A 12,579-nucleotide genomic window follows, 5' to 3' on the forward strand; every position below is an offset into this window, starting at 1 on the left:
GCGTCATACGAATTCATTCCTTTATTGTCGGTGTGAGAACTACAATATTAACATGAATTCGTCATGGCGTATTTTTTATAAACCATTAATGTATCTTCCACCTTAGGTGGCTAACTTGATTGTATAACTTACCATCGAAAGTTGATGCTGAAAATTATAATATTAAAACAAACCTACAGGAGGGAGACATTTTATTTACTAAATCTGCTTCAATAGGTAAAACTGCAATAATTGATAAAGTAGATTTTATGGTATGGTCTCCTATAGCAGTTATAAAGACCAATAAAATTATTAATAATAAGTTTTTAGATTTTGTATTTCAAACTGATGGTTATTTAAAACAAGTGATTAATTTAGGTACAAAAAATACACAAGTTAATGTTGGCATGAGAGCAATGGAGCAAGCTAAAGTTCCTTTACCAAGTCTTCGATATCAAGGAATGATAGTAAGCGAGATTTCAAATAAGACTAAAAAAATTAACAAGATAATAAAAGAAACCGAACAATCCATCGAAGAACTTAAGAAATACAAACAGTCACTGATTACTGAAGTGGTGACAAAAGGTTTGGATAAGAATGTTGAAATGAAAGATAGTGGGATTGAGTGGATAGGTGAGATTCCGAAAGATTGGGAAGTTAATAAGTTAAAGAGACTTTTTGAAATCAGAAAAAGAATTGTAGGTAACAACGATTATCAGGTTTTATCAGTTACTCAAAAAGGATTGAAAATTAAAGATACTAGCGTAAACGCAGGGCAAATGTCTTCTGATTATAGTAAATATCAGTTAGTCGAACCTGCAGATTTTGTTATGAATCATATGGATTTACTTACGGGGTGGATAGATAATTCTGTCTATACTGGTGTTACAAGTCCAGATTACAGAGTATTTAGCACTATCAATAATAGTAAATCTTATAATGAATACTTTTTATATACTTTTCAAATGCTTTATAAAAATAAAATTTTTTACGGTATGGGGCAAGGTGTCTCAAATTTAGGGAGATGGAGGCTTCAATCAACTACATTCTTAAATTTATATTTGCCAGTTCCATCAATTGAGGAACAAAAACAAATAGTAAAATATCTTAATAGGAAAATGAATAACATAGATGCTTTAATTGAATTGAAACATAATATTATAGATGAATACGAATCTTACAAAAAATCTTTAATCTACGAATATGTTACTGGCAAGAAAGAAGTTGGAGAGGAGGAGAAATGAAATGATTGAGAGTAAGGAAATCCGTTTTGAACAGGATATTGAGACTTCTTTAGTTGAGCATGGTGACTGGGATGCTTGTACTTTCAGTCATCTTCATTTTGATGCTTCTAAAGGTATTGATTTAAATACTTTGATTCGTTTTGTTCAAGAAACTCAGCCTAAAACTTGGAAGCGTTATGAGAATATTTTTAAAAGCGATGCCCCTGATAAGTTTTATAAGCGTTTTAATGAAGTGGTGAATGCTGAGGGGATGCTTTATGTGTTACGTCATGGTTTTAAGGATCGTGGCGTTTCTTTTAGAGTGATTTATTTTAAGCCTGTTTCGAGTTTGAATTACGAAACACAGAAATTATATGAAATGAATCGTTTCAATGTTGTGCGTCAGTTTAAGTATAGTGCGAAGAATAATAATTCGATAGATATGGTTCTAATTATAAATGGTATTCCTCTAGTAGCACTTGAATTGAAGAATCAGTATACAGGGCAAAGTGTGGAGCATGCAAAAGTTCAGTTTCAGCAGAATAGAGATCCTAAGGAACTAGTGTTTAAATTTAACACTCGTTTTCTTGTATATTTTGCTGTTGATCATTATGAAGCCTATATGACGACTCGTCTAAGTGGTAAAAAGACGTTCTTCCTACCATTTAATCAAGGGTCAAATGGTCCTGGGAATGTTGGTGGTAAAGGCAATCCATCAAGAGAAGGATACCCGACGGCATATCTATGGGAAGATATTCTTAAACGAGATAATTTAATGGATATTATTCAAAGATTTATGAATCTTGAGATTAAGAAAGAAAAACAAGGAGATAAAGAGATTACAAAAAGAACATTGATCTTCCCGCGTTATCATCAACTTGATGTCGTAAAAAAATTAGTTGCTGATGTTAGGGCTGAAGGGAGTGGTAAGAACTACTTGATTCAACATAGTGCTGGTTCTGGTAAGTCGAACAGTATTGCCTGGCTTGCATACCATCTATCATCTGTACATAACAGTAAAGACGAACCTATTTTTACTTCCACTATTATTGTTACAGATAGAACCGTCTTAGATAGACAACTGCAGAATACGATTATGAGTTTCGACCATACGACAGGGCAAGTTGAGACAATTGGAGATAAGAAGACATCTCAAGATTTAAAGGCTGCGATAAATGATGGTAGAAAAATTATTATTACAACATTGCAGAAGTTTCCGGTTATCTATAAAGAAGTAGATGAGATGAGTGGACGTAATTTTGCAGTAATTGTTGATGAAGCGCATTCTTCTCAGACAGGAAATAGTGCGCAGAAACTCAAAGCTGCTTTAGCTGATAAGAAAGCTTCACTTGAAGAATATAAAGAGATTGAAGAAGATATTGAAGCAACGACTAATGATGGGCAAGACGATCTGGTAGAAACTTTGCTTACTCAAGGGAGACATAGAAACTTAAGTTTCTTTGCATTTACTGCAACACCAAAAGAGAAGACGATTGAAATGTTCGGTAAGAAGAATCCAGATGGTACGATGTCACCTTTCCATGTTTATAGTATGAGACAAGCGATTGAAGAAGGGTTTATACTCGATGTACTTAAAAACTACATGACATATAGCACTTCTTATAGAATAGCGAAAGAAATTGATGATAACCCAGAACTACCGAAGACAGAAGCAGTTAGAGCGATAGCTAAGTATCAATCTTTTCATCCCTGGGTGCTCCGTCAGAAAACAGAAGTTATAATAGAACAATTTAGAGAAGTGACACGACGTTCAATTGATGGTAGAGGAAAGGCGATGGTCGTTACACCATCAAGATTACATGCTGTTAGATACTTGCAGGAATTCAGAAAGTATATTAATGAGAAAGGCTATAAAGATGTAGCGGCATTAGTTGCATTCTCAGGAACTGTGACAGATGAAGATGGTAATGATTATACAGAACCAAGCTTGAATAGAACTAAGTCAGGTGAAAGAGTAAGTGAGAATCAATTAAAAGAAACGTTCCATGGAGAAGAATTTAATATTCTAATAGTAGCCGAGAAATATCAAACAGGTTTTGATGAACCTTTACTTCATACAATGTTTGTAGATAAAAAATTAAAAGGTGTTAAAGCAGTGCAAACATTATCACGATTGAATAGAACAACATCAGGAAAGAAGGATACGTTTGTACTGGACTTTGTGAATTCTGAAGAAGACATTGCAGAAGCATTCCAACCATTCTATGAAAAGACGAATTTAAAGAATGAAATCAACGTCAATCTTATTTATGATACCCAGAATAAATTGAGAAAGTACAATGTCTATAATGATGAAGATGTTGCTCATGTAATTAAGTTAATAAGACAAGCGCAGAAGAAGCAAGATGAACGACTACTAGGACGTATTTCAAGTTCATTTAAGCCTGCTCTAGATAGATATATGGATATGGCACCAGATGTTCAGGCTGACTTTAGAATAACACTTCGTAATTTCAATAAATGGTACAACTATATTTCACAATTAGATCGTACATTTGATATGGAATTGTTAGAAGAAAGCATCTATACAAACTATCTGATTAAGTTCATTCCTAAAGAAAAGCGTGAACGTGTTGATATTGCGGATAAAGTTAAACTAGAGTTCTATAAGTTACATAAAGACTTCAAAGGCGATATCGCATTAGTAGCAGAAGAAGGAGAACTGTATAATCCTGAAGAAATTAACACAGCAGTTAAACCACCTGATGAAAAAGAGCAATTAGATGAAATAATTCAGAAAGTAAATGAAAGATTTCCAGATGATTTTACAGAAGCAGATAGAGTAATAATTGAGAACCTATATAAAGCATTTGAGAAAGATCCAGACGCCAAAGTGATTAATATGGCGAAGAACAACAGTAAGGAGATGTTCGTTGATAGCTTATTTAAAGACATCTTTATGAAAAAAGTAATGCAGGAATACCTCGGTAATCAACAAGCATTCGAAAAATTAGTTGGTGGCGATCAGGAATACTACAATACAGTGTATACATTAATTGCGGATGAGTTGTATAGGAAGATGAGAGGGTAGAATTTAAAAAAGTTATGAAGGGTGAGGCTTTATAACTTTTTCGTTTGTCAAAATAAGCTAGACAATTTCTCATCTTCGATGAAACTCATGAATACTTCCAATGGTGTTTTATAGCCCGGCGATTTTCTAGGACAATGATTAATATTTTGAGCAACACTAATGATATAATCATCAGTGACTGAATTGAAGTCTAATTCTTTATCTAATCCACTGCGTCTAAGTATCCCGTTAGAATGATCATACGATGGAGTGTCGGGGGTCAGCAAAGAATATTGAGATATCGTGTCGGTTACAGATTGTTTTCCAGTTGGAGAACTCCTTACCACAATCAAAAGTAATCGATTTAAATATATGAGAAGGTAAAGCTTAAAACATAGAGTGAAGAGCATCTTCAATATCATCTGCCTTGCGACCTTGAGGTCGTATAGTGATAATCATATTAGAGATTCTTTCTGCTAAGGTTATGACAGCACTCCCATGATTACGGCCAACGATAGTGTCACCTTCAAGATGACCAAATTCTTGAAAGAAGAAAGGAAACTCTTCTATTCTTTCAGAAATGTGTCTTTTGAAAGCCTGTCTACCTCTTTTTTCGCAATGACCATTTGGCTTCCTTTTACCTTTCATAGGTAAAGATTGTACTGCAAAGACGTTTTACTTAAACATGCTATAAAGGGTTTTTACAGAACAATCAATCGGGTGTTCACCTCTGCCAATAATGGTGTCAGGTGTCCAGCCATCGGCTACTTTCTTTCGAATATAAGCTGACTGATTTTCTTTTCTTATACTCTTGGCAATATTCCAGTGCAGTTATACTTGTCTTAAGTGCATTTATTACGTTATAAATTGTCTGTCTTGATCGTTTCAATCTCTTTGCGATTTCTTTTACCGAAAGATTTTGATGATAATATGATTCTATGAACGTGAGTTCATCCGTGTTAAGATGTTTATAGGCCATTCTGTACTAACTCCTTATGTTTTCTTTGGTCGGAAACACATATTGAGTTTAGCACAGAAGGCTTTTTTAGTTGTCTAGTTTAATTTTAAAATCGACCATGTTATTTAGGAAACTTACTTTGATATTCTCTTAAAAAGATTTCTAATTCTGCAACAATATATTTCATGTCATTTTCTAAATATTTTATAAATGCTTGCACACATTTCTCAGGTAAAACTTCTAATTCAACATTATCATAATTTGTAATGAGATAATGTAACTTTGTAAGTTTACTGTACTGATTTGAAAGAACATTTTTAGGATTCAAATATTTTGATTGTTTGGCGAATTCATAAATACTCGTTCTAAACTGTTCATCACCAGGGCCAAGCACTAATGAAATAGCTAATCTATTATTATAGTTATCAAGTTCAAATAGAATTATATTTTTTGAGTCTGTCCAACCTTCACCGCATTTAATTATTTCGGTATTAAGTGATTTAGGTAGAAATCTTATAAATTTTTTCCCTGATCCATCTAAATATAAATCTTCATTATTTGAGATGAAATTTTGAAGATAATCTGACACATCTGAGTAAACATCAGGTTTATATTCAAAAATTAAATCTAAGGCATCTCGATGTTTACTGTATATTTCTCTGCAAAGGCTTTCTAATTCTTTATCTCCCACGATGTACCTCCTTAATAAATCTAAATATTGATTAATAAAGCTTTCCATAAAATCATTTATACTATCTTTTTTTGTCATTAATGACTTTTCTATAAAATTTATTATTTCACTATAGCTTATGTTATACCAATCATTATTAGTAGCTTCACTGCCATAAGGAGATAGGAAAAAGTAATAATGGCTGTATTCATTTATAGGAAAGTCGTTTCTTAGAGTTTCTTGGTATCTATTAAGTTGATCATTGGATTCAGAACTCCATATTTTATTTTCTATAGCAATAATAATCTTTGAAGCTTCTGATACAATTAATAAATCAATATGCTTATATTCTCTTAATATATAAGCATCCTTAAAATCTTTCAGTAATAAACTTATTACCTCTTTATTCGGTAGAAATTGCTCGATGTAGTAGTTGATTAAGTGTTTGATTAGCTCGTCATCTAATCCATGTTTTTCATCTGGATTTAATAAGAACGCTAACATATTACTATGTTTAAGTTCATTGTTTTTAATTCCTAAAGTAGTGAAAACATTGAAGTTAGACGTGTATTCATTAATAGAATCAAAAGCTTGACGATCTTTCAGAAGGTTTGCAAGTTTATTTAATTTACTTTGATTATTGTCGATCATTAAATTCAATCCTTTTATTTTTGATAAAGTGAATTATAATTACCATTAAAATAATAGTACCTCAAAATACTTGAAAATAATATCTATTGAAACCCAAAACAAGGTTCTGGGTTTCAATTATGGCGTTTCTCTCTCTTCATATTAGCGTTCAACGCTATCAATATATTACATGTATCAAACAAAAAACAAACATCATTGTAATCGATTTCATTTCGTGATATATTTTATGTAATCGGTTACACAACGTGAGGAGAGTTAGGATGGCGACGATAAAAGATGTGGCGAAAGAAGCGGGTGTGTCCGTTGCTACGGTATCTAGAGCGATGAATAGCTCGGGGTATGTGCACGAGGATACCCTGAAGAAGATTAATAGAGCGATTGAGTCTTTAAAGTATAAGCCTAATGAAACGGCACGTACGCTGTATAAGAAACAATCGAAGATTATCGGTTTATTGTTGCCGGATATCAGCAATCCGTTTTTCACTGTGGTGGCGCGTGGGGTTGAGGATGCGGCGCTGGAGCGAGGGTTTCATGTTGTTATCGGCAACAGTGATCAGAATCGGGATAAGGAGCGTCAATATATTGATACGTTCCGGCTGCATAACTGTGTCGGTTTGATTTCTTCTGCGCTCGTATGGGAGGATGCGTTACAGTATATTCAATCTTCAAAGATGCTGCATGTGATGTTAGACCGTATCGGTGAGACAGAGTACTCTGTTGAAGCGGATCATTATAAAGGTGGCGTGTTACAGGCGGAATGTTTGCTGGATAATGGCTGTAAAAACATTTTAGTGATCAATGGTAATATGAAGTTTAGTTCTTTCAAGCATCGTCTAGAGGGTGCGATCCACACGCTTGAAGAGAGTGGTGCTGTCTTTGAGACCCTTGAGTTGAATAGTGAGGGTGTCGGTCATGCGTTGCTGGATCAGATACGGTATAAGGCGTATGACGGGATTATCTGCTATAACGATTTAATCGCGATCCAAGTCATGGGGCTGCTACAGCATAATGGTGTCAACGTTCCGGGTGATGTTCAAGTGGTGGGTTATGATGACATACAAATCAGTGCATCGTATTTCCCGAGTCTAACGACGGTAAGGCAACCTTCATATTTACTAGGAAGACTTGCGTGTGAGCAGTTGATTGATCTGCTGAATGGTAAGCAAGTAAAAAAAGAGATAAAGATAGATGTAAGCATAGTTGAAAGAAAAAGTACAAGGAGTGAATAAAATGCGTGAGATTTATGTGATAGGTAGTGCTTCGATTGATTTAGTGGTTAAGAGTGACAGACGACCGCTGAAGGGTGAAACGATATTAGGTGAATCATTCTTTATGACAACCGGCGGGAAGGGATCTAACCAGGCGGTAAGTGCGAGTCGTCTAGGTGGTAAGGTTAAGATGGTCGGTGCTGTAGGAGCGGATGACTTTGGGCAGCAAATCTTAGCAAACTTTAGAGAGAATAGCGTTGATGTATCCAATGTGGAATCGGTTACACATGTATCGAGTGGGACGGCACATATTACATTATCAGAAGATGATAACTCGATTATCGTCGTGCCGGGTGCAAACTTTGCCGTGACAACTCATCAAGTCGCACAAGTTCTGAGTGAGGCCGCAGAAGATGCGATAGTGGTACTCCAAAATGAGATTCCTAAAGACGTCATATTGTTCACCATTGATAAGTGTAATGAACTTGGGTTAACGACAATCTATAATCCGGCACCATTTATAGAAATCGAACTGGATTATTTGAAGAAGGTGACTTACTTCACGCCTAATGAAACGGAAGTGAAAGAGTTGTTTGGTGAAGACTATGAAGAGGTCATCCAAGATTATCCGAACAAGATGATCGTAACACTAGGTGACAAAGGTGCCGTATTTTATAATGGTCAGCTTGTCAATGTGCCAGGTATTAAAGCAGACGTAGTGGATACAACAGGCGCCGGTGATACCTTTAACGGTGCACTTGCAGTGGCATTAAGTGAAGGGATGGCACTTGATGATGCGATCTTATTTGCAAATAAAGCGGCGAGTATTTCTGTAACGGGCTTAGGTGCACAAGGCGGTATGCCCTATAGAGCGGTGATGACAGATGTATAAGACAGGGACGTTAAACAGTGAGATCTCTAAAGTGTTAAGTGACTTAGGACATACAGATACGATTGTCATCGCTGACTGTGGGTTGCCTGTTCCAAAGGGTGTACAGAAGATTGATCTCGCAGTCAGACAAGGCTTACCTTCATTTATTGATGTCGTTGACGAGGTTGCACGGCACATGGTCATTGAACACGTCACTTTAGCTGAGGAGATAAAGGACAGCAACCCAGCAGTGTTGAAAGAGGTTGGCAGTATAGTGAAAGATATACCGAATGACTTTGTGACTCATGAACAATTTAAGACGCTGACAGAAAACTCGGAAGCCATCATAAGAACAGGAGAAGCCACGCCGTACGCAAATATTATTTTAAGAAGTGGTGTTAATTTCTAAGAGGAGGTGCTTTCATGATTAAAATGACGAATATCCATAAAGCATTTGGTGATAATAAAGTCTTACAAGGTGTAGATTTTGTGCTCAATGATCAGACCGTACATGCTTTGATGGGAGAGAATGGTGCCGGTAAATCAACATTGATGAATATCTTATCCGGTATTCATTCGAAAGATCAAGGAGAGGTCACTGTAGACGGCACGACAGTGAATTACAAGTCGCCGAAAGAATCTGAAGCAGCAGGGATTCAGTTTATTCACCAGGAACTTAATATATGGCCCGAGATGACGGTGCTTGAGAATTTATTTATCGGCAAAGAGATTACAAATAAGTTTGGCAAGATTGATGAAAAGAAAATGAAGCAAGAAGCACTACAAGTATTTGACCATCTTGACTTCAGCTTGCCGCTCAATAAATTAGCAGGTGAATGTTCGATCGGTGAGCAGCAGATGATTGAAATCTCAAAAGCACTGATGACTGATGCTAAGGTCATCATTATGGATGAACCTACTGCAGCACTTACAGATAAAGAGATTGATAAATTATTCATCCTTATCGATAAATTAAAGTCTGAAGGCGTCAGCTTCGTCTATATTAGTCATCGTATGGATGAGATCTTTAAGATATCAGATGAGATTACCGTCATGCGTGATGGTGTAACAGTGATGCGTAAACGCACGGATGCAACGAGTTATAACGAACTTGTTCATGCGATGGTGGGACGTAGTCTGGATCAGCAGTTCCCAGACAGAACAGTGGAGCCAGGAGAAGTGATACTGGAAGTCGATCATTTATCCAATGATGCATTTGGCATGGATAATATTTCATTCAATCTAAGGGAAGGTGAAATACTAGGTTTCAGTGGATTGATGGGGGCAGGGCGAACAGAAATCATGCGTAGCTTATTCGGCATCGATAAAGGTGATAAAGCCGTTAAGATACTAGGGAAGAATGTTTCCATCAACAATCCGGGAGACGCAATAAGACACGGTCTTGCATTTATCACGGAAGACCGAAAAGATGAAGGCCTCGTACTCGATGCATCTATTAAAGACAATATGACCATGGCTAACATTAGAAGCTTTAGTCAATCTGGAGTTATTAAAAATGACCCTTTAGAATTATTTGTCAAACAAATGCAAGATAGATTGTCCATAAAATCTAACAAAGAATTACCGGTATCTTCGCTTTCAGGAGGGAACCAGCAGAAAGTCGTGATTGCAAAATGGGTGGGTAACGGACCGAAAGTATTAATATTAGATGAACCTACTCGCGGGATTGATGTTGGGGCTAAACGTGAGATATATAATCTCATGAATGAGCTTACTGAACGTGGCATATCAATCATCATGGTATCTTCAGAAATGCCCGAGATCATCGGATTAAGTGATCGCGTATATGTACTGCAAGAAGGCGTAATTCGTGGAGAATTAACTGGAGATAACATCACGCAAGAGAAAATAATGACGCTCGCTACAGGAGGCGAATTAAATGAATAGTAAATCATTACAAAAGAGGGGTTTAATTGAACGCTTAGGACCATTATTAGGATTGCTTATTTTAGTAGTGATTATCACAATACTTAATAATGGCTTTATTGCACCGAATAATATTTTAAACTTATTAAGACAAGTTTCAATCAATGGATTAATTGCATTTGGGATGACATTTGTAATCTTAACTGGTGGGATTGATTTAAGCGTCGGTTCTATTCTTGCGCTATCCAGTGCGCTGACTGCAATACTGATCACAAGCGGTGTGGATCCAGTGTTAGCATTGTGTCTTGGTGCATTGATCGGGACACTGTTAGGTGCCGTCAATGGTGTACTTGTTACTTTTGGTAAGATGGCACCATTCATTGCAACGTTAGCGACGATGACAATTTTCAGAGGACTGACACTGGTTGTAACGAACGGTAACCCTATTACAAATCTGGGAGACAATTTCTGGTTCCAGGTATTCGGTAAAGGGTATTTCTTCGGGATCCCAGTACCTGCAGTAACAATGTTACTCGCATTTGGCGTGCTATATTTCTTGTTACATAAAACGGTATTTGGTAAAAACACATACGCGATCGGTGGTAATGAGAAAGCAGCATTTATTTCCGGTATTAAAGTCGATAAAGTCAAAATATTGATCTACTCTATTTCAGGATTAATGGCAGCACTGGCAGGTGGCATACTGACATCACGTTTAAATTCTGCACAACCGACAGCGGGTACATCATATGAACTTGATGCCATTGCAGCAGTGGTGCTAGGCGGTACATCACTAACAGGAGGAAAGGGTCGAATATTCGGTACATTAATCGGCGTATTGATCATTGGTGTGCTGAACAACGGCTTAAACTTATTAGGAGTTTCTTCTTTCTACCAGCAAGTGATTAAAGGTATCGTAATTCTAATTGCCGTATTGATCGATCGCAAAAAATAAAACTAAAGAGGTGTAGCAATGAAAAGGATATTACCATTATTACTTATCGCTCTGTTAACTTTATCAGCATGCAGCCTAGAACCACCAGCATATCTAAAAGAAGATAAAGCAAATAAATCAAACAAAGATATTACGATTGGCGTAAGTTTATCAACATTGAATAATCCGTTCTTCGTCTCCATTAAAGAAGCGATACAAAAAGAAACCAAGAACAATAACTTCAAAATTAAAGTAGTCGATGCACAAGATGATTCAGCGAAACAATCCAACGATATCGATGACTTGATTCAGCAGCAGGTGGACTATTTAATCATTAATCCAACTGACTCAGCAGCCATATCTTCAGCAGTTCAAAATGCAAATACACAAGATATACCTGTAATTACGTTAGACAGATCCGTTGAACAAGGAAAAGTAACGCAGTTTATAGCATCTGATAACGTCGCAGGTGGTAAGATGGCAGGGGAATACATCGTTAAACAAGTAGGAGAAAAAGCAAGTGTCGGCGAACTTGAAGGCGTGCCTGGTGCCAGTGCAACGCGTGAAAGAGGTAAGGGATTCCATATTGTTGCTGACAAACAATTAGAAGTAGCATCAAAACAAACAGCTAAATTCAATAGAGCAGAAGGTTTGAATGTCACTCAAAATATGATCCAGTCACACCCTGACATTAAAGCGATCTTTGCCCATAATGATGAAATGGCACTAGGTGCGATTGAGGCAATTGGTACAAAAGACATACTCGTCGTTGGCTTCGATGGCAATGACGATGCGATGAAATCTATCAAAAATAAAAAACTAGATGCAACCATTGCACAACAACCCGCACTGATGGGTGAAGATGCAGTTAAAGCAATATTAGATTTAAAAGATGGAAAGAAAATTAAATCAGAAGTAAAAGTACCACTGAAACTTGTGGAACAATAAAGAAGGAAAAAGACCTGTAAAATATAAATTTGCAGGTCTTTTTGATGATTAAGGTACATAATTTAAGATTTTAAAATTTATATTTTATGAGTTATTAATCATTTTCTATAAATGTATCCGCTATTTCTAATCACATAAAATTTTCTAAATTGCAATTACAAGTTAGCCACCCTGACAAATCTAGTTCATATAGAATCCTAGGGATTCACTCAGTATGTT

Annotated in this window: 9 protein-coding genes and 1 pseudogene; 8 read left to right on the forward strand and 2 right to left on the reverse strand. The window is 36.2% G+C overall.

Features of this window, described 5'->3' with window-relative positions:
• Positions 1-119 precede the first annotated feature (119 nt).
• Together ACZ2V4_RS11260 and ACZ2V4_RS11265 are read left to right on the forward strand one after the other, a co-directional pair.
• The gene (locus ACZ2V4_RS11260) at positions 120-1,223 is read left to right on the forward strand and encodes a restriction endonuclease subunit S (protein ID WP_490514904.1); all 1,104 of its coding nucleotides are present in this window, start codon (positions 120-122) and stop codon (positions 1,221-1,223) included.
• A gap of 1 nt (position 1,224) precedes the next feature.
• Positions 1,225-4,254, forward strand: coding sequence for a type I restriction endonuclease subunit R (locus ACZ2V4_RS11265; RefSeq protein ID WP_490514905.1), 3,030 nt, complete (start codon positions 1,225-1,227; stop codon positions 4,252-4,254).
• Positions 4,255-4,301: 47 nt separating this feature from the next.
• Here ACZ2V4_RS11265 and ACZ2V4_RS11270 read toward each other — a convergent pair.
• A pseudogene (locus ACZ2V4_RS11270) lies at positions 4,302-5,212 on the reverse strand (IS30 family transposase).
• Between the two features lie 100 nt (positions 5,213-5,312).
• The gene (locus ACZ2V4_RS11275; protein WP_490514906.1) at positions 5,313-6,512 is read right to left on the reverse strand and encodes a PDDEXK-like family protein; all 1,200 of its coding nucleotides are present in this window, start codon (positions 6,510-6,512) and stop codon (positions 5,313-5,315) included.
• 260 nt (positions 6,513-6,772) lie between these two features.
• Between ACZ2V4_RS11275 and ACZ2V4_RS11280 the strand changes: the two genes are divergently transcribed.
• The 6 genes from ACZ2V4_RS11280 to ACZ2V4_RS11305 are packed head-to-tail and all read left to right on the forward strand — an operon-like array spanning position 6,773 to position 12,360.
• Entirely contained in the window at positions 6,773-7,741 is a 969-nt protein-coding gene (locus ACZ2V4_RS11280) for a LacI family DNA-binding transcriptional regulator (protein ID WP_490514907.1), read from the forward strand.
• 1 nt (position 7,742) lies between these two features.
• Positions 7,743-8,612 carry a ribokinase gene (rbsK, locus tag ACZ2V4_RS11285; RefSeq protein ID WP_101035402.1) on the forward strand — a complete coding sequence of 290 codons (870 nt, stop codon included), beginning with the start codon at positions 7,743-7,745 and terminating at the stop codon, positions 8,610-8,612.
• The gene (rbsD, locus tag ACZ2V4_RS11290) at positions 8,605-9,000 is read left to right on the forward strand and encodes a D-ribose pyranase (protein WP_219493823.1); all 396 of its coding nucleotides are present in this window, start codon (positions 8,605-8,607) and stop codon (positions 8,998-9,000) included. Before rbsK ends, rbsD begins: the two co-directional genes overlap by 8 nt.
• Before the next feature lie 14 nt (positions 9,001-9,014).
• A complete protein-coding gene (locus ACZ2V4_RS11295) occupies positions 9,015-10,499 on the forward strand; it encodes a sugar ABC transporter ATP-binding protein (RefSeq protein ID WP_101141607.1) in 1,485 nt (494 codons plus the stop codon).
• Positions 10,492-11,433 carry an ABC transporter permease gene (locus ACZ2V4_RS11300; protein WP_099483868.1) on the forward strand — a complete coding sequence of 314 codons (942 nt, stop codon included), beginning with the start codon at positions 10,492-10,494 and terminating at the stop codon, positions 11,431-11,433. The genes ACZ2V4_RS11295 and ACZ2V4_RS11300 overlap by 8 nt, the downstream gene beginning before the upstream one ends.
• 18 nt (positions 11,434-11,451) lie before the next feature.
• Entirely contained in the window at positions 11,452-12,360 is a 909-nt protein-coding gene (locus ACZ2V4_RS11305) for a substrate-binding domain-containing protein (protein ID WP_490514908.1), read from the forward strand.
• Positions 12,361-12,579 lie beyond the last annotated feature (219 nt).

The organism is Macrococcus sp. CoH-51_TC_04 (assembly GCF_058188655.1).